Origin of the sequence: Bacillus sp. OV322 (genome assembly GCF_900112495.1) — a bacterium.
Classification (GTDB): Bacteria; Bacillota; Bacilli; order Bacillales; family DSM-1321; genus Peribacillus.
The window spans coordinates 272,125-294,425 of record NZ_FOMA01000005.1 but is presented as its reverse complement, the minus strand read 5'-3'; the positions used below and the strand labels follow the sequence as shown (position 1 = coordinate 294,425).

General features: G+C 38.4%; 23 protein-coding genes and 2 riboswitches. Of the genes, 19 read left to right on the top strand and 4 right to left on the bottom strand.

Annotated elements, in window-relative coordinates; translation table 11 throughout:
- From glgD to BM126_RS14220, 5 genes are all read left to right on the top strand, one after another.
- Positions 1–1,107: a glucose-1-phosphate adenylyltransferase subunit GlgD gene (glgD, locus tag BM126_RS14240; RefSeq protein WP_090990108.1), complete on the top strand. Its 1,107-nt coding sequence runs from the start codon at positions 1–3 to the stop codon at positions 1,105–1,107.
- Positions 1,108–1,120: 13 nt separating this feature from the next.
- On the top strand, positions 1,121–2,548 hold the full coding sequence (gene glgA, locus BM126_RS14235) for a glycogen synthase GlgA (RefSeq protein WP_090990107.1): 1,428 nt from the start codon (positions 1,121–1,123) through the stop codon (positions 2,546–2,548).
- Positions 2,549–2,767: 219 nt separating this feature from the next.
- Positions 2,768–3,523 carry an exodeoxyribonuclease III gene (locus BM126_RS14230; protein WP_090990106.1) on the top strand — a complete coding sequence of 252 codons (756 nt, stop codon included), beginning with the start codon at positions 2,768–2,770 and terminating at the stop codon, positions 3,521–3,523.
- 92 nt (positions 3,524–3,615) lie between these two features.
- Positions 3,616–4,017, top strand: coding sequence for a cytosolic protein (locus tag BM126_RS14225; protein WP_090990105.1), 402 nt, complete (start codon positions 3,616–3,618; stop codon positions 4,015–4,017).
- A gap of 242 nt (positions 4,018–4,259) precedes the next feature.
- Positions 4,260–4,679 (top strand): VOC family protein, encoded by a 420-nt coding sequence (locus tag BM126_RS14220; RefSeq protein WP_090990104.1) that lies wholly within the window; start codon positions 4,260–4,262, stop codon positions 4,677–4,679.
- Positions 4,680–4,782: 103 nt separating this feature from the next.
- Here the strand turns inward: BM126_RS14220 and BM126_RS14215 are convergent, their stop codons facing one another.
- Entirely contained in the window at positions 4,783–6,465 is a 1,683-nt protein-coding gene (locus BM126_RS14215; RefSeq protein ID WP_177201436.1) for an LTA synthase family protein, read from the bottom strand.
- A 421-nt stretch (positions 6,466–6,886) separates the two neighbouring features.
- Here BM126_RS14215 and BM126_RS14210 point away from each other — a divergent pair, with 421 nt between their 5' ends.
- A complete protein-coding gene (locus tag BM126_RS14210) occupies positions 6,887–8,269 on the top strand; it encodes a glycosyltransferase family 2 protein (RefSeq protein WP_090990102.1) in 1,383 nt (460 codons plus the stop codon).
- A gap of 14 nt (positions 8,270–8,283) precedes the next feature.
- Entirely contained in the window at positions 8,284–9,126 is an 843-nt protein-coding gene (locus BM126_RS14205; RefSeq protein ID WP_177201435.1) for a deoxyribonuclease IV, read from the top strand.
- Between the two features lie 65 nt (positions 9,127–9,191).
- Here BM126_RS14205 and BM126_RS14200 read toward each other — a convergent pair whose 3' ends face one another.
- Positions 9,192–9,620 carry a MarR family winged helix-turn-helix transcriptional regulator gene (locus BM126_RS14200; protein WP_090990100.1) on the bottom strand — a complete coding sequence of 143 codons (429 nt, stop codon included), beginning with the start codon at positions 9,618–9,620 and terminating at the stop codon, positions 9,192–9,194.
- 322 nt (positions 9,621–9,942) lie between these two features.
- On the opposite strand from BM126_RS14200, the gene BM126_RS22905 reads away from it, so the two are divergent.
- The 4 genes from BM126_RS22905 to BM126_RS14180 all read left to right on the top strand — a co-directional run bounded on the left by BM126_RS22905 (position 9,943) and on the right by BM126_RS14180 (position 12,473).
- Complete coding sequence (locus BM126_RS22905; protein WP_256213112.1) at positions 9,943–10,953, top strand: MFS transporter; 1,011 nt, start codon at positions 9,943–9,945, stop codon at positions 10,951–10,953.
- A gap of 19 nt (positions 10,954–10,972) precedes the next feature.
- Positions 10,973–11,590, top strand: coding sequence for a hypothetical protein (locus BM126_RS22900; protein ID WP_090990098.1), 618 nt, complete (start codon positions 10,973–10,975; stop codon positions 11,588–11,590).
- A 61-nt stretch (positions 11,591–11,651) separates the two neighbouring features.
- Positions 11,652–11,748, top strand: a riboswitch (guanidine-I (ykkC/yxkD leader).
- Positions 11,749–11,817: 69 nt separating this feature from the next.
- Entirely contained in the window at positions 11,818–12,159 is a 342-nt protein-coding gene (locus BM126_RS14185; RefSeq protein ID WP_090990097.1) for a DMT family transporter, read from the top strand.
- Positions 12,159–12,473, top strand: coding sequence for a DMT family transporter (locus BM126_RS14180; protein ID WP_090990096.1), 315 nt, complete (start codon positions 12,159–12,161; stop codon positions 12,471–12,473). The genes BM126_RS14185 and BM126_RS14180 overlap by 1 nt, the downstream gene beginning before the upstream one ends.
- Positions 12,474–12,520: 47 nt before the next feature.
- Here BM126_RS14180 and BM126_RS14175 read toward each other — a convergent pair whose 3' ends face one another.
- Positions 12,521–13,288, bottom strand: coding sequence for an SDR family oxidoreductase (locus BM126_RS14175; protein WP_090990095.1), 768 nt, complete (start codon positions 13,286–13,288; stop codon positions 12,521–12,523).
- A gap of 211 nt (positions 13,289–13,499) precedes the next feature.
- Positions 13,500–13,602, top strand: a riboswitch (purine riboswitch).
- 156 nt (positions 13,603–13,758) lie between these two features.
- Between BM126_RS14175 and BM126_RS14170 the strand changes: the two genes are divergently transcribed.
- The 8 genes from BM126_RS14170 to BM126_RS14135 all read left to right on the top strand — a co-directional run bounded on the left by BM126_RS14170 (position 13,759) and on the right by BM126_RS14135 (position 21,713).
- Entirely contained in the window at positions 13,759–14,952 is a 1,194-nt protein-coding gene (locus BM126_RS14170; protein WP_090990094.1) for a NupC/NupG family nucleoside CNT transporter, read from the top strand.
- Positions 14,953–15,138: 186 nt separating this feature from the next.
- Positions 15,139–16,710, top strand: coding sequence for a glycosyl hydrolase family 28-related protein (locus BM126_RS14165; protein ID WP_090990093.1), 1,572 nt, complete (start codon positions 15,139–15,141; stop codon positions 16,708–16,710).
- A 103-nt stretch (positions 16,711–16,813) separates the two neighbouring features.
- Positions 16,814–17,011: an alpha/beta-type small acid-soluble spore protein gene (locus BM126_RS14160; RefSeq protein WP_090990092.1), complete on the top strand. Its 198-nt coding sequence runs from the start codon at positions 16,814–16,816 to the stop codon at positions 17,009–17,011.
- Between the two features lie 377 nt (positions 17,012–17,388).
- Entirely contained in the window at positions 17,389–18,219 is an 831-nt protein-coding gene (locus tag BM126_RS14155) for a GNAT family N-acetyltransferase (protein ID WP_090990091.1), read from the top strand.
- A 48-nt stretch (positions 18,220–18,267) separates the two neighbouring features.
- Entirely contained in the window at positions 18,268–19,113 is an 846-nt protein-coding gene (locus tag BM126_RS14150; RefSeq protein ID WP_090990090.1) for a P-loop NTPase family protein, read from the top strand.
- 519 nt (positions 19,114–19,632) lie between these two features.
- A complete protein-coding gene (locus BM126_RS14145; RefSeq protein WP_090990089.1) occupies positions 19,633–19,854 on the top strand; it encodes a DUF378 domain-containing protein in 222 nt (73 codons plus the stop codon).
- Between the two features lie 287 nt (positions 19,855–20,141).
- Complete coding sequence (locus BM126_RS14140) at positions 20,142–21,422, top strand: ArsB/NhaD family transporter (protein WP_090990088.1); 1,281 nt, start codon at positions 20,142–20,144, stop codon at positions 21,420–21,422.
- A gap of 12 nt (positions 21,423–21,434) precedes the next feature.
- On the top strand, positions 21,435–21,713 hold the full coding sequence (locus tag BM126_RS14135) for a hypothetical protein (RefSeq protein ID WP_090990087.1): 279 nt from the start codon (positions 21,435–21,437) through the stop codon (positions 21,711–21,713).
- Positions 21,714–21,764: 51 nt separating this feature from the next.
- On the opposite strand, the gene BM126_RS14130 is transcribed toward BM126_RS14135, so the two are convergent.
- Positions 21,765–22,184, bottom strand: a complete 420-nt coding sequence (locus BM126_RS14130; RefSeq protein ID WP_090990086.1) for a ferritin-like domain-containing protein — start codon at positions 22,182–22,184, stop codon at positions 21,765–21,767.
- Between the last annotated feature and the right edge of the window lie 117 nt (positions 22,185–22,301).

Genomic DNA, 22,301 nt, shown 5'->3' with positions numbered 1-22,301 from the left:
ATGGACAACGTGTTAGGAATAATTAACTTAATTAATGAAAAAAGATACCTTAAGGAACTGACATCTAATCGAGAGCTTGCGGCAGTTCCTTTTGCGGGCCGCTATCGATTAATCGATTTTACTTTATCCAATTTTATTCATGCGCAAATTTCACAGGTTGCCGTCTTCACAAAAGACAATACCCGCTCAATCATGGACCATTTGGGTTCAGGGAAAGAATGGGATCTCGACAGAAGAAGCGGCGGTTTATTCATTCTTCCTCCAGTTCACCCTGATGAAAAAATCAAGGGGGATCTTCAGGAATTTTATAACCACCTTGAATTTTTTGAGCGAACCTCCGCTGACACAGTGATTATATCGCCGGGGCACCATGTATCTAAAATAGACTTTAATGAAATTTTGGAAGAGCATAGACGCAATAATTCTGACATTACCGTTGTCTATAAAGACTATGACGGAGAGCCGGTCCAGAAACTGGTATATCACACTTGTTCAGTGGACTTTGAGGACAATATCCTGGATTTGGAGCTCTTTACTTCCCCGCAATCAGGAGATCATGTTTGTCTGGAAACTTTCGTAATTGATAAAGCCATTCTTATTGACTTAATTAAAAAGTGTGTAGAAAACGACGAATTTGATTTATTAAAAGATGCAGTCAAGGCGAACCTTAATAAATTATGTGTAAAGGGCTACCATTTCAAAGGGGAAATGCCATTTATCCATTCTCTGGAAACATTCCATCAAAGCAATATGGAGTTTTTAAATCCGGGAAAAATCCGTTCGTTCTTTTATGATTCATGGGATGTTTATACAAAGGTCAAGCATGAAGCACCTGCTAAATATTCCAACACTTCAAGCGTTTCACACTCCCTAATTGCCAATGGCTGCGACATCGAAGGAACTGTAGAAAACAGCATCATTTTCAGGGGAGTTAAAGTTAAAAAGGGTGCCTACGTGAAAAATAGCATCATCATGCAAAAGGGAGAAATTGAAGAAGGCGCACATGTTGAAAATGTCATTACTGATAAACAAGTGCGTATTACAAAGGATAAAATGCTTGTTGGCGAGTCACAGCCAAGAGTGGTAAAAAAAGCAGAAACTATCTAACGGAGGTCTTACCATGCATGTTTTATTTGCTGCATCAGAATGTGCCCCTTTTATCAAGACAGGCGGACTGGGAGATGTAATAGGGGCACTGCCAAAGGCTTTAAAAAAGCAAGGGGTTGATGTGAGCGTCATTTTGCCAAAATTTCAGGACCTTCCTCAGGAATTCAAAGAAAAAATGCAGCATATACAAAGCATTGAGGTTCCAGTAGGCTGGAGACAGCAATTTTGCGGAATAGAACGGATTGTATCAGATGGAATCAACTATTATTTTCTTGATAACGAGTATTATTTTAAACGGCATGGCAGCTATGGATATTATGATGATGGGGAGCGTTTTGCATTCTTTTCCAGAGCCGTGCTTGAGGCGCTCCCATATCTTGAGGATAAGCCAGATATCCTCCACTGCCATGACTGGCAGACAGGACCTGTCAGTGTGTTATTGAAGGCACATTACAGGAAGCATCCTTTCTATGAGAATATTAAAACGGTTTTCACGATCCATAACCTGCGTTATCAGGGTGTGTACCCTAAGTCGGTCCTGTCTGAACTCCTTGATTTGAGCGATCTATATTTTAATATAGACGGACTCGAATTTAATGGAAATGTAAGCTATATGAAAGCTGGATTGGCATTTTCCGACATATTGACGACTGTTAGCCCTTCATACGCATCAGAAATTCAGACTGCATATTATGGGGAAAATATGGACGGCTTTTTAAATAAACGGAATGACCAGTTATTCGGGATAGTGAATGGTATCGATGCACATACATATAATCCGGCAGCAGATGAAAGAATCTATCAAAAATTTAGTGATATCAAGGGAAAAATGGAAAATAAACTCAGGCTGCAGGAAGAATTGGGCCTTACTGTCAGAGAAGATATTCCAATTATCTCTATGGTCACCCGCCTTGTGGATCAAAAGGGAATAGACCTGGTTCTGCATGTATTTCATGAAATGATGGGACTCAATGTTCAATTTGTTCTTCTTGGAACAGGCGAACAGCAATATGAAGAAGCATTTAGGGGCTTTGCCCGTGAATATCCGGATAAAGTATATGCCGGAACCTATTTTGATGAAACTATGGCAAGAAAGATATATGCAGGCTCCGACATTTTCCTGATGCCCTCTCAATTTGAGCCTTGCGGAATCGGGCAGCTGCTTGCTATGCGATATGGCACTCTTCCCCTGGTTAGGGAAACAGGCGGCCTAAAAGATACTGTGATACCTTTTAATGAGTTTACAGAAGAAGGAAATGGTTTTAGTTTTGCTAATTTCAATGCACATGACATGCTTTACACCATTGAAAGGGCTGTAGGGTTTTACCGTTTCCAGCCTGATAGATGGAAAAAGCTTGCTGAGAGGGCAATGGATTTGGATTTCAGCTGGAACGCTTCGTCACAGCAATATAAAGAACTTTATCAATCACTTTTAAAATAAGGCTTTTTTCTAAAAGATTGGTGTTTTTTAATAAATTCTGTGAGTCATTCCCATTGTTCAGTCAGAGGTTGACGAAAAGTGCCTAAAATTAATAGTATAAATAAGAACATGAGCTGAATACCTGTCAGCTCATGTTCTTATTTTTTGAGGAGATTCCTGTGTTATTCTGATAACATAGAAAAAGTTACTATAAATGCAAGCGGGGAGAATGTTAATATCATGAAATTTGTGTCTTGGAATGTAAATGGAATAAGGGCATGTGTCAGAAAGGGGTTTTTAAGTTATTTTGAAGAGATGGATGCGGATATTTTTTGCATTCAAGAAACGAAAGTTCAAGAAGGGCAAATCTCTCTTGAACTTGATGGTTATCATCAATATTGGAATTATGCAATTAAAAAAGGCTACTCTGGCACTGCTGTTTTTACAAAAAAAGAGCCTTTATCCGTTAAATATGGCGTAGGGGTAAATGAGGAAGAACCTGAGGGAAGAATTATCACTCTTGAATTTGAACAATTTTACCTTGTAAATGTCTACACACCTAATTCAAAAAGAGATTTATCCAGACTGGAGTACCGATTACACTGGGAAGATGAAATGCTGGTCTATCTCAAGGAACTTGATGCAAAAAAACCGGTTATATTATGCGGTGATTTGAATGTGGCACATCATGAGATTGACTTGAAAAATCCAAAATCAAATAAACAGAATTCTGGATTTACGATAGAAGAACGCGGAAAAATGACAAATATCATCGAACAGGGTTTTCTGGACACTTTCCGCTTTTTCCATCCAGATAAAACAGACATGTATACATGGTGGTCTTATATGAGCAAAGTCAGAGAAAGGAATATTGGCTGGCGTATCGACTACTTCATTGCATCTCAGCGACTAGAAGAAAATCTGAAAAGTGCGGATATCCACTGTTCGGTAATGGGAAGCGATCATTGTCCAGTTATTTTGGAAACATCCTTTTAGACAGACATGATAATAATGGGTTAAAAAGGGTATAATTAATATTGTCACATGATTGCCTGCTGTTATTTTCAATATGTAAAAGGAGGAAACCCATGAACTCATTTAATGTAACTTTTCACCAGGAAGACCATGTTGATACAATGCAAGTCCAAAAACTGTCAGAAGAAGAATTTAAAAAATCGGTATTAGGCGGCATAAGACATTTATTTGATTTAGATACGAACATAGGATATTTTGTTTTTATCGACGCAGAAGATGAAGATGGAGATATTTCTTATCTCATACTTCAATATGAGGAAGAAAATGAAGATCCAAGCGCCTGCTATTCTTTTGAAATGACAGATTTTTATGAGTTTATGGCTCTTTATTTGCAAGGTGCATCAAGCATTGAGGACGATGAAGAAGAGGAAGAAGAAGAAGAATACGGCCCTATACATCATTTGGCACATCTTCTTGTTCACATTTCTGATGCGGGAAAAGACCTTAAAGTTTAATGTAAAGAAAACCAGCAGGAAAGAATATCGTAAAGAAACAGCAGTGCATATATGTACTGCTGTTTTTCCTGTTATATGGATGGTTCGTTAGCTACAGATACAAGCCCATTTACTTTGCTGTTTGAATCAGCAGGTCATTCATATTTAGATATGTTATATTTGAAAGATGATTAATAACTCTGTTATAATAAAGCAGAATTATCACAATTTTCACAGCAAAAGCTTTCAAGGAGGCGAAATAATTGGCTGAAAAATTATTAAGAATTGGTAGTATATATATTCCAGTTACAAATATAGAACTTTCTTCGAAATGGTATGTGAACATATTGGGCGCTGAATTAAGTTATAAAGATGAAGATAAAGCGATACTTAACCTTGCTGATCAAAGCGTATTTCTCGTAAAATCTGATGAAAATCAAAGCTCGAACTTTTTTGATATTCATGGCGAAGAACGTTTTCCATTAACATTTGAAGTCAATGGTTTAAATGCTTTAGAAGCTATACGTAAGGATTTTATTGGAAAACAAGTTAGAGTCGGAGAAATTGAAAACAGAGGACACTCAGGAAGAAATTTTGTTTTCTATGATTTAAATGGAAATAAATTTGATGTTTGGAGTGAGCTGAGTTCAATATTTAGAGAAAAATACCTGATTTCCAAATAGGCCGTTATCAAAACCAGGTGACTTTATCCTTAACTGGGATGCCCCGCTGTACGCGGGCCGGCCAATGAGCCTGCTCAGCTGCGCAGGCGGAGGCAGGTGTCATCTAATTCTCCAGGGAAGGCAATGAATCTACAAAGTCATCTGAGAGCTTTAGATAATGAAGAAGCTGGTGCAGTTTTTTAATAGATTTCTTGTCTGCTGCAGAAGCAGCCCTTGTGTTAATATTTGTCTTGATTCCGCTTTTTTCATTTGTTCCGGGAGAAAAGGAGCTGGATTCAGTTATATATGTTCCAGTGGGCGCATAAAAGCGGATGCCAATCACATTACTTGCTGCATTAATCAAGTCGGTCCCGAATATGACTTCCTTTGAGATATCAATACCAAGCAAGTTGGCTACCGTTGGGTAAATATCCACGAGACCACCCGTCATGTTAATAGTGGCGCCTTGATTGATGGATGGCACTTTAATGATAAGGGGGATATTCAAGTGATCTAGTACAGGATCATACTTTTTCCTGAATATGTTTCCCGCAAGTTTTTCATCTTTGCTGCTTTTAGTCTGAAGGCCTTGATGATCTCCATAGACGGCTATAACAGATTCATTATATAGCCCTTCGTTTTTTAATTCCTTAATAAATCTTCCAAAAGCATAATCCGCGTAGCTTACTGCTTCAATATATGAACCGACCATGGAACCTTCATATTCCTTTGGCAGTGATATTGCATATTTCTTTTTTTCTTCAGGCAATTTATAAGGGAAATGGCTGGAAAGAGCAATGATATGGCTATAAAACTTTTCGCCATCATGATTAAAGTCCGACAGTTTTTTTACTGTTTTTTTATACATCACTTCATCTGAAACACCATACGATATAGGGTCTTGGCTCCCAAAATAGTTTTTATCGAAAAATTCCTGAAATCCTAATGAAGCATATAGTTTCTCCCTATTCCAAAATGTGACGCTATTTGCATGAAATGTTGCAGTACGGTAGCCATTCTCCCTTAGGACCCTGGGCATCCCGGGCACTTTTTTTCCTTCTGCTGCAGATGACATTGGGATATCACCCTTAGCGTATAATGACGTGTTTGTTATAAATTCGGCATCGGAAGTATTGCCTTTGCCCACTTGTGTATAAAAATGAGGAAAGTAAAAACTTTCTTTCAAAAATGCATTCAAATTAGGAGTGACTTCTCGGCCGCCGATTGAAAGATTTATGAGGAACTTCTGTACTGATTCCAGCTGTACAATAATAAGGTTTTTTCCATTGGCAATTCCCTTATATTTGATTTTCCTCTCGAGTATACCTTGTTTCTCATTTTCCAGACTGTCTGCTGTCACTGTCACTATATTTTCTTCTGATAGTACTTGTTTTGCATCCTTTGCTGCAGTCAGCAGCTGAAAGCCCAAAAATCCCAGCTGGTCATACTGATGAAGTTCACTAATCGTTTTGCTGCTGCCGATTAAACCAAAAACAGAATATGAAAAACCCAGTATAAGCAGCATATGCATTATTTTTTTTGAAAACAGCCTTGGTAATTTAATAGTAGGACCATTTAGAAATTTATATAAAAGCAACCCAAATAAATCCGCAAAAAATAGCAGATAGCTTAACCTGGTTAATGCAATAATGCTTTCTGATATTTTGCCTGCCTGATTTACTTGTGCAAGCGACTTATAAGTGAGAATTGAACTGTAATAATCGAAATACATCAGTTGTATGACTACTATCAAAGACAGGATGAAATTGGTTAAGAAACAAGCTGCCGTAAATGGCCGATAATTCATCAAGTACAGCATAAAAAGCAGCATCAGCAAAAGAGAGCTTTCCATAAAAAATCCTTGTATATGGAAATTGCCCATTATTATGTAGCTGGCGATACTAAATTTTATTATTAAAGATAGATATGTAAAAACCCCAATAAAAATCTTTTGGTTTGACACTGATAACACCTCTTTGAATATAGTCTCCTACCCATGCTAACCATTTACACTATACAAGATACTTATCTTTTCCAATATTATTCCATCATGGAATGATAACCAGATTTTCGGAAACAATAGGCAGACAGCCCTAATACCCTTTGTATATGTCTAAAAGCAAATACCAGCAATATAAATATACGGTTACATGCATGGACGGACCCTAAAGGGTTAAAATTCACAAATGGTTTACAAAAGCTTCAGCAAATAAAACAGAGGTGATTTTATGTTCAAGTTATATGCTTTTATATTGATTGCAGGTTTTTATACATTTGGAGTTTTTACAAGAGGGTGGGATGATGCTTGGCAATTTTCCACTTATTTAGTGCTTCTCCTTGTTCAGAGCATTGCAATATTCTTTGTTGGATATCAGACAATCATGAGCTATTCCGGATTAAGAAGGTTCAGGAAAACAGTAGTGAAAAAGCCCGCCAATAAGTTTGCAGTATTGGTTGCTGCTCATAATGAAGAAGAAGTAATAGGTCAAATCTGCGAAAATTTAAAACAGCTGGATTATCCAAATGAACTATACGATATTTTTGTTATTTGCGATAACTGCAGTGACAATACATCTGAGGAAGTCAAGAAATCGGGAGTGCATGCTATGGTTAGAAACGATCCCGGCAAAAGAGGAAAAGGCTATGGACTGGAATGGATGTTTGATAAATTATGGGAGCTGGAGAAGCAGGGAACTGCATACGATGCTGCGGTCATGTTTGATGCTGATAACCTGGTGAGCAAGGATTTTCTTAAAATCGTCAATTCTAAAATCCTGGATGGACACGATGTGATTCAGGGATATCTTGATGCAAAAAACCCGCATGACACATGGGTCACTAAATCCTATTCATTCGCCTATTGGTCAACAAACCGGATTTACCAGTTAGCTCGTGAAAATCTTGGTTTGACTGCCCAGCTTGGAGGGACAGGGGTGACGGTCACTACGAAGGTATTAAAAGAAGTAGGCTGGGGAGCTACATCACTAACTGAGGATCTTGAATTCACCCAGAGATACATTCTAAAAACGGGGAAAAGAGTTGCCTGGGCTCATGACGCCAAGCTTTATGATGAAAAACCGCTGGGATTCAAGCAATCATTTAAACAGCGGATACGCTGGATGCAGGGCCACTTTGACTGTATGACAAGATATTCTTTTCCATTATTGAAGGATGGAATTATCAAGAGAAAATTTATGCTAATTGATTCAGCCATTTATTTAGCAATGCCATCTCGGTCTATTTTGGCGCTAATATTGATGATTTTTGCAGGTTTATCTTACATGGGTATTTACGAAGCAAACGGATTTCTCGGTGATATTATTGACCGTTCAATCCTTTTTGACGGCTGGATTTACGGAATTTTTGTATTCTTCTACATATCACTTCCCATTCTGGCGATGATACTTGAAAACAAAGGAAAAAAGCTGCATTGGTTCTTTATTTCCTATTTATTCGGGCTGTCATGGATTCCAGTAACTTTGCTCGGATTTCTTAAAAAAAATCAAAAAGAGTGGGCCCATACAAAACATACGCGCTCCGTTTCCATAGAAGAACTGGAGACAATGCATACTAAAAAAGATGTGTTATATGGACAAAATCCAATAGAATAGACCGAGGGATTTTCATGAAATTTGGATGTCATCTAAGTATACGGGACGGATATCTGGCCGCTGCAAACCATGCACTTGCAATTCAGGCTTCAGCTTTTCAGTATTTCCCTAAAAACCCAAGAAGTTTATCCATTAAAAATTATGATGCTGGTGATGCTGGCCGCTGCAGAGAATATTGCTTCGGACATCACATCATCTCCGTTGCACACACACCCTATCCGACAAATTTGACTCCAGCGGAAAAAAAGCAGGAAAGGCTCATTTCTTCTTTGCTCAATGATCTGGAGATAGCTGACTCTTGCGGTTCCATTGGGGCAGTAGTACACTTCGGAAACCAGACCAGCAGTACTGACCCGCTTAGCGCCTATCAGCTTATCATAGAAACGCTGAATCGGATTTTAGCTCAATGGAAGGGAAAATGTAAGCTGCTTCTTGAAAATAATGCAGGTCCTCCCGGATCATTTGGAACGACTCTTGAAGAGATGGTCCAGGTCAGGAACTTAAGCAGTTTTCCGGATAAAATCGGATTTTGCCTGGATACATGCCACGCTTTCGCAAGCGGCATATGGAACGGGGAGAATACCAGGACTTTTCTAGATAGAGGTACAGCCCTGGAATACTTTGACGGACTGGAAGTCGTTCATTTGAATAATTCCCTGTATCCCGCGGGTCAGGGGAAAGACCGGCATGCCAATATTTTTTCCGGAGGTTATATTACTGAAGAGCAAATGCACTCATTGCTTTCAGCTCCTGTATTGCGTCAAATCCCCTGCATTCTAGAAACCCCGAAAAACTCAGAAAATGGGCATGAACAGGAAATTATGCAATTGAATAAAAAATGGGGGATGCTGCATTAACTTCTCAGTAAATGTTGATGTCTAGTCAGAGATACCGAATTAGAGTTACTCCATTTTGCTGTCAATCAGGGTTTGTTCCATAGCACTAAAGCTGAATTGAGCTTGGATAGCGAAGATTCCAATTCTTCCAGATCCTTTTTGGGCCAATTGTGGAGAATCGCGGCGTAAGCATCTGTACGTGCTTTTTTAACAGAATTAAAAACTTCCCTGCCAAGATCAGTTATCGTTATTAAACTGATTCTTCCGTTTTTTTGATCAGGTGTGCGGGAGATATATTCCTTCTCCTCCAGTGCTGCCACCTGCCTGCTTGCTGTCGAAACATTCAATTTTAGCTCTTCAGCAATTTCGTTGATTCCCGCAGGATTTCCATCGATGACTTTGCTTAGTAAGATGTAGCCGGAACGGTCCAATTTCCCCAGTTTAGGGCTGATGGCATTTGTGAGCCGGTTAAGAAGGGCAATTTCATATTCAATCATATCAAGAATTCGATCCATAATATCCTCCTGGAAAATAATTGAGCTCTGCATAGTGAATACTATTAGCATACATTCATAAAAGGGATGGATGCAAATTTTTTTATATGGCCAGCCATACTATTGAATCTGTCAGTATTGTCTGAGATTGGCTCGTTATGCTTCAATCCCTTTTAGGCAGGTAAACTATATTTGTATTTTATGAATGAACCATTTTATTTTAATTTTTATAATTATATTGTATAATACAAGTTGCTATTTGAAATATATATAAAAAACAACAATATCATTTATCAGGCATGCCTAATGCCGGTCAATGATAAAAAGCAAGGAGGCAGCAGGAATGGAAGATACACATTTTTCATACAAAACACTATCAAGGGAATTATACTTTCCTAAATTTTTAGTCATTGCCATTTTGACGATTTTTTCAATTGGCCCGCAATACTTCTTGAATCTTTCATTTACCATCAATCAGATAATCATTCAAAATGGTTTTATGGCAAGTTCGGATGATATGCTTTATCCCTCTATTTTATCAAATTTGGCGTTTGCGATTGGAGTGCCGCTTGGCCCGGCATTTAGCAGGAAATTCGGGCTCAAACAATCCTATTTAACGTTGATCATTGTTTTTTTATTCGGTTCGGTCATAAACCTTTTTTCGATTGGACTCGATCTTTTTGATTTAGGGAGGATCATTCAGGGATTTAGTGCAGGTTTGTTATTTTTGACCATACTGCCCGTCAGTCTCCGTTCCTTCCCCAATAAGATCAGAAACACATTTCTTTTTATGGCAATAGCAGGACTATTCGGTTCTTCTGCAGTCGGAGCTTATTTCGGATCTATATCACTTAGATTAGACGCATGGAGATGGCTTTTTGTGCTTAATGTCATTAGCGCTCTTCTTTGCCTGATTGTCGGCATGCTTCTCTTGCCGCGTGACAAAAAGGAAAGTCTTGATAAAAGGGATTTTGATAAAAGAGGGGCGGTGCTATTGATTGCTACCGCTGCATGTTTATCTGTTCCTATGATTAATCTCCAAAAACTCGGATTTAAATCTGGGCTTGTTTGGCCGTTTCTTGCAGCTGCTGCGGTTTTCCTGATACTATTCATCTGGCTGGATACAACTCTGGAAAATCCATTAGTTCCGTTTCGAACCTTATTTGCAGCAAAACCATTTTTCGGTTTTATGATGGCTATAGTTTCTCATATTGCTTTCATTGTTAGCTTGGCAGGAGTAAATGGCTTTCTGCGCAAATATTTTAGATACTGCCTTTATTTCACTATCTCATGTTTATCTCTCCCTATTTTTGGGTGTTGTGGTATCCGCATTAATATGTACAATTTTCTATGACAAGCTGGGAGCTGGCATATTGGGGATAATAGGATCGCTCGCAATTATATATGTCAGTTTCGAGTGGCTTACTGTAAATGAAGATGCCTCACTGACAACATTATGTCTGCAATTTGGGACGCTTGGAGCGGGAATATCAATGGCTTTGGTTTCCGGTGCACTTGGAACAGCTCTTGCCGGGGATATACATAAGGCCTCTATGAGATCTGTTTCATTGCATTTTACAAGAAACATGCTAGGTGCCATAGCTGCACCTATACTAGGCTGGTTTTTAACAATGAGAAATTCCTTTCATTATGAACAGTTAAGAAATCAGCTGAGCTTTGCAAGCCAGGATTTTCTGATTCAAATGAATGACCTGGTCCGCAAATTTACGGGCACAGGCATGTCTGCATCCGATGCCAAAAGCAAGGTAACTGCAATCATCGCCGGTAATGCACAAAAAAGTGCCCTTTTGGATACTTATCATGATTCTTTTATGATTTTATTAGTACTGGGCATCATTATTTTAGCTGCTTCTATAGGCAAGGTTGCTACAGGAAAAGGACGTTCACTTGTACAAAAATCTGCCCGTGTCACTGCCGATAAAAAACCGCCTGTAACACTTTTGCTTAATACACCTGATAAATCTAAATAATGGAAACATGCCGCCCTTGCTAACGGCAGCATTGCTTTGTATAATAGAAAGAACTAAAAATGACTATGTTTTCTAGGGTTCCGCAGTATCTTGCTGGCCTGGACCGAGAGAAAACACGCAGCCGAGCTGTGCCACGGAGGGATAAAAGCCCGGGAGATTCTGTTCATTCAGAAGGCTCTCGGGCTTTTTGCGTTTTTAGGAATTTCTTAAGTTAAAGAGGTGCAAAAATGAATGCTAGCTGGATAAAAATAATGATAGCTGCCTTTTTTGAAGTCATTTGGGTGATTGGCTTAAAACATGCAGACAGCAGCTTGGACTGGGCTTTAACTGGATTTGCTATACTAGTAAGCTTTTACGGAATGATATCAGCCGGAAAAACCCTTCCTGCAGGAACTGTGTATGCTGTCTTTACTGGTCTCGGGACTGCTGGAACTGTCATTTCTGATATTATCTTTTTTCACGAACCCTTTCATTTATCGAAAGTGCTGTTAATTTTACTTCTATTAACAGGAATCATTGGCTTAAAAACGGTAACAGCGGAAAAAATTGAAGAAAGGAGGAAGAACTGATGGCATGGATTGCATTAATTCTCGCTGGTATATGCGAAATGGCAGGAGTATTGATGATAAATCAATTTCACAGAAAAAGAAGCTTCCTTTGGCTGGTATATTTAATTATAGGATTTGGAGCAAGCTTCCTTTTTTTATCATACAGCATGAAGTCACTTCCGATGGGGACTGCCTACGCCATTTGGACAGGAATAGGAGCATCAGGCGGAGCGGTTTTAGGGATGGTCTTTTATGGAGAATCAAAGGATTGGAAACGTCTAATATTCATTGCTATGATTCTTTGTGCAGCAATTGGATTAAAGGTGACCGAATAAGAAATAGAAAGGGACCCATGAAGCAATGCTCCCTTTCATAACTAACATCATTCAAAGAAATCTGGATTTCTCGCCAAGTATCCTTCCCATGCCTGGAGCGTGCCCTGATCAAGTTCATCCCTTGATGCACGCAAACGGTCTTTTGACCCTCCATAACCAATTTCCCGGTAGCCATTTTCAAGATCTGAGAATATGCTGTCAGCAAAATCATCAAGCGGGGCACCAAAAGTATGCAATCCTGCACCGCCAAGATCTGTATTGACTGCAGGAGGGAATATTTCAACCACTTCTATATTGGTCTTCTCCAGCTGCAGCCTTAAGGAGATTGTAAAAGAGTGGATGGCGGCTTTGGTTGCACTGTATACAGGCACCCAGGCACCCGGTGTCATGGAAAGTCCTGAAGAAACATTGATAATCGCTGCATGATCAAGTTTAGCAAAGTGAGAGGTGAACAGCATGCTAAGATGGATTGGAGCATCTACATTAATCGAAATTTCATTGCGGTAGTAATTCCAGTCTTCCTGCACATTCAATAAGTTTACCCTTTGCTGAATGCCTGCATTATTAACAAGAACATTAAGACCAGGAAACTCGCTTACTGCCCAATTGAAAAGCTCAATTCTGTGATTTTCTTCAGAAACATCGCAAACCTTTGTATGAAGTGCTGGAAATTTCTTTTTTGCCTCTTTTAATTTTGCTTCCCGTCTGCCCGCAATAATAACTGTACTGCCTGCTTTTAAGAAACGTTCAGCAAATGCCAGTCCAATACCAGATGCTCCCCCAGTTATAAGTACCGTATGTCCGGATAGTTTCAATGTATTTTCCTCCTCTTAAAACCAAATTATTCTAAGAATATTACTCGATAATGCCAGCAGATTCCATTAATTAGACTCAGGCAAACAGGGAGAAATTATTCTGTGCAATTTTCTTGCATAAACAAAATAGTGTTATGGATTGTAACAGTTCTTTAAAAATTCCGAATAAGATAAAAACCATTGTAGTTTCTCACAGTGTGTAATAATATATAATCATTCCAAAAATTATCCTTGTATAATATCAGTTGTAATGGTCTGATAGTTTCTACCTGGCAGCCGTAAAATGCCGGACTACAAGGAAGTATGCAAAATAAAGCATCTCCTCTTTTTTTCTGTTATTTTCTATCACAAACAGGAAGAATAAGCTGGACGGAGCTCTTATTTTTTCATGCTTTCTGTCTAAATTTACGGCAAAAGGTGAAAAAATAAGGGCTTTTTCTATGGAAATCTTACTTCAGGAGTGTGCTGACATGCTTTTTTTCTTAAACTTGGTGGGAATTTTCACTGTAATCGGCATCGTTTTTCTGCTTTCGCCAAATAAAAAAAATGTTAAGTGGAAATCAATTGGGATACTTTTGGCTGCAGAGCTGGTCATCACATGGTTTATGCTGGACACCAAAATAGGGACAAGTATTATAAATTATATTGCTTCATTCTTTACATGGCTTATTTCTTGTGCAAACGATGGTATATCTTTCGCCTTTCCGTCAATTATGGCCAATGATACCGTAGATTTCTTTTTCAGCGCTTTAATGCCTATTATTTTTATTATCACTTTTTTTGATATTTTATCCTACTTCGGAATTATGGGCTGGATTATTAATAAAGTCGGCTGGGTTATTTCAAAAATATCCGGGCTTCCTAAACTTGAAAGCTTTTTTTCCATTCAAATGATGTTTCTTGGAAACACGGAAGCATTGGCTGTAATTCGCCAGCAGCTCGTAGTATTAAAAGAGAACCGGATGCTTACCTTTGGCATTATGAGCATGAGTAGCATTTCCGGGTCCATCATTGGAGCTTATTTAACCATGGTGCCGCCTCAGTATGTTTTTGCTGCCATTCCATTAAATTGTTTTAATGCATTATTGCTTGCAAGTATGCTGAATCCGCAGGAAGTGAGCAGGGAAGACGATATTGTGTACCTTCCTCCAAAATCGGAAAGGAAAGATTTCTTTTCCACTATTTCTAACAGCATGCTTGTAGGAATGAAAATGGTTATCGTCATTTTGGCCATGGTGATTGGATATGTAGCCCTTACATCCTGTTTAAACGGCATATTAGGATTTTTTGTTGATGGTTTAACAATACAGAAAATTTTCTCTATAATTTTCAGTCCGTTTGCTTTCCTTCTGGGACTTAATAAAGATGATGCCATGTATGTTGCACAGCTTATGGGCATCAAGATCTCTACCAATGAATTTGTAGCGATGATGGACTTGAAAAAGCATATTAAGGATTTGCCGCCACATACCATCGCAGCCGCTACAACCTTTCTGACGTCTTTTGCCAATTTCAGTACCGTCGGAATGATTTATGGCACTTTCAATTCGATTCTTGGTGAAGATAAATCCTCCATTATCGGCAAGAATGTCTGGAAGCTGCTTGTCAGCGGCATGGCAGTGTCATTATTAAGTGCTATGCTTGTCGGTCTCTTCATTTGGTAATAAACAATATGCCTTCCTTCTTTATAGAGGGAGGGTTTTTGCTGTGCATTTTTTGCTTTCTTCAGCTGAATATCAGCAACTAAGATTTCCGGATTAAAGCTTTTAAAAAAACGTTTTATCTGTTTATATGATTACATCTCACGAGACCGGGAATAATTCCTGTAGAAATCTATAGGGGCTGATGGAATGATTAATCTGGGTAAGAATCATGATTCAAGAAAAAATGGTGAATTAATATCAGAATTATTTGGTGCTCAATTGCACACAGAAAAAGCAGTCCAAGAAACAAATAAGCTTTTTCAAAAACACAAAAACATGGAAACCAGGATTTCTAAGCTCTCCTTCATGGATAAAGCGAAGGGCCTGCTCGCTAAACTGACCGGTTTTAGCCACAGGGGAAATGACACTGAAATGAACGAAGGCTTATTTCCTGAATGGAAAAATAAATTGGACAAGGAATATGATGCATTGCATATTTCCATAAAAAAGGAAGTCAATGTGCTTGATTATGGTGCTGTCGGTGATGGAGTGACAGATTGCACACAGGCTTTTAAGAAGGCACTTGGCTCAGGAAGAGTGAAAGTGGTCATTCCAAAAGGAACTTTTATAACAAAAGGAATCAAATTGCCTTCCTGGACCATTCTCTCAGGGCAGGGTGAAGGAGAAACAATCATTAAACTTCATGACCGGTCACCAAGGGGCAATAGGTTAATCACGAACAAAAATCACACTAAAGGAAATCGCAATATACTTGTGGAAAATATGACATTGAACTGGAATGCAGAAAGGCTTCCTGCCGATAAAAAGACAAGTTCAGGAAACAACCGGTCAAGCTGTCTTACATTTGCCAATGTTACATACGGATGGACAAGAAATATTGAAGCAATCAATCCTGGCCTTCATTGCTTTGATGTTTCCTCCACTAAATATACTTATTTGGGTGACGGAACCAAAAACCCCGGAAGAAGCCGGTATATTTGGATTGATCATGTTCATGGCTATGGTTTCGGTGATGATGGAATTACAACCCATCATAGCGATAACATTTTGATAACGAATTCACATCTGTGCGACCCAAGCGGAAGAGCACATCAAAAGGGGTTTTCCAATTCGAACGGTATTGAAGTGGATGATGGTTCAACAAATGTGTGGCTTATGAATAATTCGACAGCACGGTGTTTTGGGGGTGTAGAAGTAAAAGCGCATCATAATGCTTCTGCTGCTGCCAATGTAACCATTATTGGCCATCTTTCTGTAAACGATAATAGATCCTATAATTTCCGTCATATTGGGCATCACAAAGAAAAGGATCCTGAGTCCAAAACTGCCTATAACATTAGAGCAACCTTAATCGTGTCGCTTGCACCGGTCTTCACTGACTTATATAAAGATTCAAGTCCAAGGGGCATGGTCATTTCCGCATATAAAAATGTAGCCATTAATCATTTTTTATTAATCGGGAATTCTGAATATGATTATAAACAGCAGCCAGTGATTGCTATCCAATACAGGGCACGCAATGTAGTGCTCAGCAATATTACAGTCAGAGGCTTTAATAAGGCCTCAAGTGCCATCAAGATTTTTGGCGGTGAGCAGAAAGCCGACCATATTACCATTGGGGGAGTGTACTATGACCGGAAAGGCACTAAACCCGTTGTATTTGGAAAGGATATTGAAAATATAAGCATTAATGATCTTACTCCTAAGGACAAAAAAGAATTGGTCAATTTAGATGATATTTTTGTCTGCACTCTCTAATTGTCAGGTTTCACTTTCATTGTAAAAACGGCATTTTCCATTTATTGCAGAGTATTTCTCATTGCAGCAAAGCAAATTATAACAGTAATAGGAGGTGAATATTATGGCAAACCGCAATCAGCTTTTAGTTTCAGGTGCAGAACAAGCACTAGAGCAAATGAAATACGAAATCGCTTCTGAGTTTGGAGTACAGCTTGGAGCAGAACAAACAGCAAGAGCTAACGGATCAGTCGGAGGCGAGATTACAAAACGTCTTGTAATGACTGCTCAGCAGCAGCTTTCTGGATTTACTTCCCGCTAATTTAAATAAATAATGATGGAATTGACTGCCTGCACCAGCAGGCAGTCTTCATTTTGCTTCCTCCTCTAAACCATCTTCTAAATATTCTTCTGGACCAGTTCAGTAATCCCTATAACAAAGCAAGCGTGAAACCGCATTTAAAAGGAATTAGGAGCAAACATGGCGAATAGATAACCATTCCTTTATATAAGTCTGGTTAAGTTCATTGTTCAATACCTTGCTGATTGTGCAAAGCATTTGGGGCCAATTCTAATGATGATCAGTTCCTATGTGGCTCTTCGTGCGGGGCTTATCCTAAAAAAGGGCGTATGTGAAATTTACACCGCTTTTATTTAACTATTTGCTTGAAGGTAAATGAAAGGAAAAGAGGATCATTCATGATTTTTCAAATCAAAAATAAAAATGCCTATAAATCCATTGAACACTTATTAAAATTTACTGGAACAAATCCTGTTATACAAGGTGTTATGGATGGCAGAAATCCTGGCAGAATTTATGTTGACAATCTCAGAAAACCGGCAGCTGCTCTGGTATGGGCAATAAACGAAATGTTTTTCCTGATAGGAGAAGCAGACATTACTCAGTTTAATAATTATTTAAAACAGCTTTTCTTAAGTGAAATCAAACCTGAAGCCATGGAAATAAAAGAAGAGATGATTAATCTTGAAACCTATCCTTATGAACAGTGGCAAAGTACTGTAAGGGAGATTTTCAGCGATGGAATGGGAATCGGTCAAAGAGTGCCTTTCATATTTAATGAAATAATTTTTAGTAAGCAGCCTCCCATTGAAATACCTGATGGATATAAAATTAAAATAATAAACAGAGATACGCTTTTGGAAGATATGGAAAATGTGATTCTTAAGGAAATCTTAAAATTTTGGCCTTCAGCAATGGACTTCTTATCTCAAGGTATTGGTATTTGCTCTATAAAGGATCAAACTGTAGTGGGCACATGCATTTCCGCGTTTGCAGGCCGGCATGATCATGAAATTGGCATTAATACTTATTCAGCTGCACACCGCGGCAAAGGGCTGGGAAAGGCGATGGCGCGGGAATTTATCAGTATCTGTATAAAAAGAGGTATCATTCCGCATTGGACAACTGAGGATTTCCGGAAAGATTCCATAGCCATAGCCAAGAAAGCAGGATTCATTCAGCTGCCAAACTATCCTGTTTACTTTCTCCCCTTTAAGGAACTGCTTTAGCTATTTAATAGGATTATTCTGGAAGATGTATAAAAGGAGACATGATTTATGAGAACAAAGTTGATACTGACAGAAGGACTTCCCGGATCTGGAAAAACCACAACGGCAGAAGCGATTTTCGGGCTCTTGAAGAAAGACAGCAAAGAAGCAGAATTATATTTGGAAGGAGATCTTGATCATCCTGCAGATTATGAGAGTACCGCATTTCTAACCTTTGAGGAATATACTGCTTTCACGTCTGCTTATGAAGCTTACCGAGATATGATTGCCAGATTTTCAGAAAAGCTGGAAAACGGATACTTGATTTATTACGCAAAAGTAAAAAAAGAGTCTGTCATCCACATTCCCGATGAACTAATTTCAGATCTTTATCAGTATGATATTTATGAACTGCCGCTTGATTTACATATAGAATTAATGAAGGACAAGTGGAAAAGATTCACGGAATATGCTCTTAAAGAAAATAGGGTGTATCTTTTTGAATGCTGTTTCATTCAAAACCCGTTAACTATCTGCATGGTTAAACATCATGCACCAAAAGAAACAATATTTCGATATATTCAGGAATTGGAGGGAATTATCGAACCGCTGCAGCCGGCTTTAATATATGTGGATCAGCCTGATATTGCCTTGGCTTTCGGAAAAGCAATAAAAGAGCGGCAAATGTCCTGGAGTGAAAATTTCATTGATTATTATACTAAACAAGGCTATGGAAAAGCTTTTGGTTTATCAGGGGTCACAGGTACTATACAGGTTCTTCAGGAAAGAAAGAAACTCGAAGAGCATTTCCTGCAGCGGCTGAATATAAAAAGCCTGACCATTAACAATTCCTCTTTTGATTTGTCTTCACATACCGCGGCCCTCCGTGATGCCATTCAAATCCTTATCAGCTAGTTTTCATTAAAAAAATGTGTCCAAATTTATATACTAGGAAAATCACTTTGAAGCGATTCATTCCAGCAGGGCACCAATATTCTATGGTATGGTGCTTTTCTTTTGTGTTTTGAGCTTTTTCTTAAAATTTTTAAAAGAGCCCTGTGAGACCATCCCGCTGTTACATAGATTGGAGCGCGAGCCGTCTGACATTTCATAACAGCAAGGTTTACGAAAGACGCTTGTTTTAACGGGAAAATGTACTGCTTTCTCCAAAGATGATGCAAAACATAAAGGAAAATGATGTATTTATACATAAGTATTCAATGCAAAAAAAGTAATGAGCACATTCAAAAGATTACTGAAAGGTTAAAGTAGGCTAATTAATACATATAAACAAAAAAGGAGGTAGCTTTGGAAAGCTGGAGCCAAAGACAAACAGCATAAACTTGCACATTTGCTTGTCCAATTAGCAGGTTAATAAATAACTAAAGTTTAAACAGAACGATATCAGACAACTCGAAAGGGAGGTTTAATTTAATGAAAACTTTAGATGTAATTGCACTAATATTATTAATTGTCGGGGGGCTTAACTGGCTTTTGGTCGGCTTATTCCAATTTGACCTGGTAGCTTCCATCTTTGAAGGACAGGATGCCGCATTATCCAGGGTTGTTTATATAATCGTTGGATTATGTGCTATCTATTCACTAAAGTTCATTCCATTATTAAACAACAACCGCTACAGCAATAGAGATATTTAATTAAAAGTAAAAAGGAACCATAAGACTGCAAACCCGGCAGCTTTTAAAAAGCTGCCGGGTTTGCATTATTAGCCCTCCTGGTCAGCACTTGTAAGTTATCGTAATATCATGTATGATTTTTATAGAAACTATATTGCAGCAAGACAGGAATATAGTATATTTAACATTTTCTTCTTAAATTAAATAAGTATGCATGTTTTGGGGGAGTCTGTCACTGCAGGCTCCTTTTTGCTGTTTTTTCATACTTGTTATAATTTTTTGAAGCATGATTTGAAAGGGTGAAAGTTTTGTCTCAACAAGCAATTTTAGCAATTGGAATCTTCTTAGTTACTTACGGATTTATCATTAGTGAAAAAATCCACCGCACGATTATCAGCATGCTAGGCGGGGCAGCTATCATATTATTCGGGGTAGTAAATCAGGAAACAGCACTTCACCATATTGATTTTAATACACTTGGCCTACTTATTGGCATGATGGTGCTTGTTTCCATTACAGCAGAAACAGGTGTATTTAAATTCATTGCTATCTTCTCAGCAAAGAAAGTGAAAGGCAAGCCATTGTCCATTTTGGTTTCATTATCTTTGCTGACTGCAATCGGTTCAGCATTCCTTGATAATGTGACTACTGTTCTGCTTATGGTTCCAGTCACTTTAAGCATTACAAAACAACTCAAAATAAATCCAATGCCATATCTGTTATCTGAAATACTAATGTCCAATATCGGCGGAACGGCCACCATGATAGGTGACCCGCCGAATATTATGATTGGCAGTGCAGTCTCATCCCTTTCATTCATGGATTTTATCTATAATCTGACACCTGTCATTTTAATTATTACTATCGTCACTCTGCTCATACTTATCATGATTTACCGAAAAGACTTGAAAGTATCAGACGAGATTCGGAGCCGTATTATGAATCTGGACGAAAAAGAAGAAATTACTGATAAAGTCTTAATGATCAAGTCACTGACAGTTGTCGGGTTAACCATTCTTGGATTCTTCCTTCACCAGCTTCTTACAGTCGAATCTGCCACGATAGCTTTGGCTGGTGCATTTATACTTTTGCTGATTGCCGGGGAAAAGCATCTGGAACAATCTCTATCAAAAGTTGAGTGGCCAACCATTTTCTTTTTCATCGGACTTTTTGTTTTAGTATCCGGGCTTATTGAAACAGGTGTAATAGAAAAGCTTTCTAGCTATGCCATCAGCTTAACCGGCGGCAATGTTACATCAAGTTCCATTCTAATACTCTGGCTGAGCGCGATTGCATCTGCTTTTGTTGATAATATTCCTTTTGTAGCAACAATGATTCCCCTGATTGAGTCCATGGGAAAGATGGGTATTCATAATTTAGAGCCGCTATGGTGGAGTTTATCCTTAGGTGCATGCCTGGGAGGCAACGGGACACTGATTGGGGCTAGTGCCAATTTAATTGTAGCAGGGCTTGCAGAAAAGGAAGGCTATAAAATTTCATTTGTGAAATTTATGCTCTTAGGTCTGCCGATCATGCTCGTAACAATTACAGTAAGCATGGTATATATATATGTGCGATATCTGATCTGAGGGGTGTATGTGATGTTGAATTATAGCGTGAATGAAAATCTGATTTCGTTGGAAGAAAGAAGGGGTGAAGAGGATTATGAATTCTTGATCAGCACAATTAATGAAAATGCACATGATACCTTAATGGAACTCCGCTCTTTTTTTGAAGGAGATGATGTTTACAGCGACGTGCTTTTTTATTCTCTAAAGAATAAGAAAATACAAGTAATCGTCCGCAGGGATCTTTATGTATCTTTCATCCTCGGTTTGTTTAAATGGAAACTTTTAAAAACTGTAAGTTGGCCGAAGTAAAACTTATGAAAAACCTTCAAATTCTTATTTGAAGGTTTTTCAATGCTGTATTCAAAGTCTTTTGGTGAGAAAATACAGGAACCAGACAGCATGGTTCTGCTCATCTCTTGCTGCTCTTAAAAATTGCTCTTTTATATACGGAGTTTGGGCTTTTTCAGCTATCTCATTATAAAAATCCACTGTATTTTGTTCATCCTCTATTGCAAATTCCAATCCCTTTTTATAACTGACAGGGCATGCTTCAAGTATTTTGGGTTCAGGCCTTTTCCCTGTCAGCTGTGTATAGATGGAGGAAAAGATATTCAAGTGCCTTTTTTCGTCTTTGCGGATTTCCAGAATTCGATTTCTTTGTTTTTCAGAAGGTGCATTTTTGGCAATCTGCCGATAGCAAGCAATGGCAGAGTATTCTCCATTTATCGCTTGCATAAGGTCATTGATCAGCTGGGCATCCTGTGTGGCCCTTTCAAACATATTCGACTCGTAATACACGGCGCAATCACCTGCTTTTTTGTTTTCCATGCATGATATGAAAAAAGGGCTATTATTGTGATAAACATCCAAAAATATAATTAGGCACACTTAGGACAT

What these genes read in the sequence shown, in the direction of transcription:
- glgD (WP_090990108.1), top strand. Translation starts at nt 1, where the DNA reads ATGGACAACGTGTTAGGAATAATTAACTTAATTAATGAAAAAAGATAC.
- glgA (WP_090990107.1), top strand. Translation starts at nt 1,121, where the DNA reads ATGCATGTTTTATTTGCTGCATCAGAATGTGCCCCTTTTATCAAGACA.
- BM126_RS14230 (WP_090990106.1), top strand. Translation starts at nt 2,768, where the DNA reads ATGAAATTTGTGTCTTGGAATGTAAATGGAATAAGGGCATGTGTCAGA.
- BM126_RS14225 (WP_090990105.1), top strand. Translation starts at nt 3,616, where the DNA reads ATGAACTCATTTAATGTAACTTTTCACCAGGAAGACCATGTTGATACA.
- BM126_RS14215 (WP_177201436.1), bottom strand. Translation starts at nt 6,465, where the DNA reads ATGAATTATCGGCCATTTACGGCAGCTTGTTTCTTAACCAATTTCATC.
- BM126_RS14210 (WP_090990102.1), top strand. Translation starts at nt 6,887, where the DNA reads ATGTTCAAGTTATATGCTTTTATATTGATTGCAGGTTTTTATACATTT.
- BM126_RS14205 (WP_177201435.1), top strand. Translation starts at nt 8,284, where the DNA reads ATGAAATTTGGATGTCATCTAAGTATACGGGACGGATATCTGGCCGCT.
- BM126_RS14200 (WP_090990100.1), bottom strand. Translation starts at nt 9,620, where the DNA reads ATGGATCGAATTCTTGATATGATTGAATATGAAATTGCCCTTCTTAAC.
- BM126_RS22905 (WP_256213112.1), top strand. Translation starts at nt 9,943, where the DNA reads ATGGAAGATACACATTTTTCATACAAAACACTATCAAGGGAATTATAC.
- BM126_RS14185 (WP_090990097.1), top strand. Translation starts at nt 11,818, where the DNA reads ATGAATGCTAGCTGGATAAAAATAATGATAGCTGCCTTTTTTGAAGTC.
- BM126_RS14180 (WP_090990096.1), top strand. Translation starts at nt 12,159, where the DNA reads ATGGCATGGATTGCATTAATTCTCGCTGGTATATGCGAAATGGCAGGA.
- BM126_RS14170 (WP_090990094.1), top strand. Translation starts at nt 13,759, where the DNA reads ATGCTTTTTTTCTTAAACTTGGTGGGAATTTTCACTGTAATCGGCATC.
- BM126_RS14165 (WP_090990093.1), top strand. Translation starts at nt 15,139, where the DNA reads ATGATTAATCTGGGTAAGAATCATGATTCAAGAAAAAATGGTGAATTA.
- BM126_RS14160 (WP_090990092.1), top strand. Translation starts at nt 16,814, where the DNA reads ATGGCAAACCGCAATCAGCTTTTAGTTTCAGGTGCAGAACAAGCACTA.
- BM126_RS14155 (WP_090990091.1), top strand. Translation starts at nt 17,389, where the DNA reads ATGATTTTTCAAATCAAAAATAAAAATGCCTATAAATCCATTGAACAC.
- BM126_RS14150 (WP_090990090.1), top strand. Translation starts at nt 18,268, where the DNA reads ATGAGAACAAAGTTGATACTGACAGAAGGACTTCCCGGATCTGGAAAA.
- BM126_RS14145 (WP_090990089.1), top strand. Translation starts at nt 19,633, where the DNA reads ATGAAAACTTTAGATGTAATTGCACTAATATTATTAATTGTCGGGGGG.
- BM126_RS14135 (WP_090990087.1), top strand. Translation starts at nt 21,435, where the DNA reads ATGTTGAATTATAGCGTGAATGAAAATCTGATTTCGTTGGAAGAAAGA.
- BM126_RS14130 (WP_090990086.1), bottom strand. Translation starts at nt 22,184, where the DNA reads ATGTTTGAAAGGGCCACACAGGATGCCCAGCTGATCAATGACCTTATG.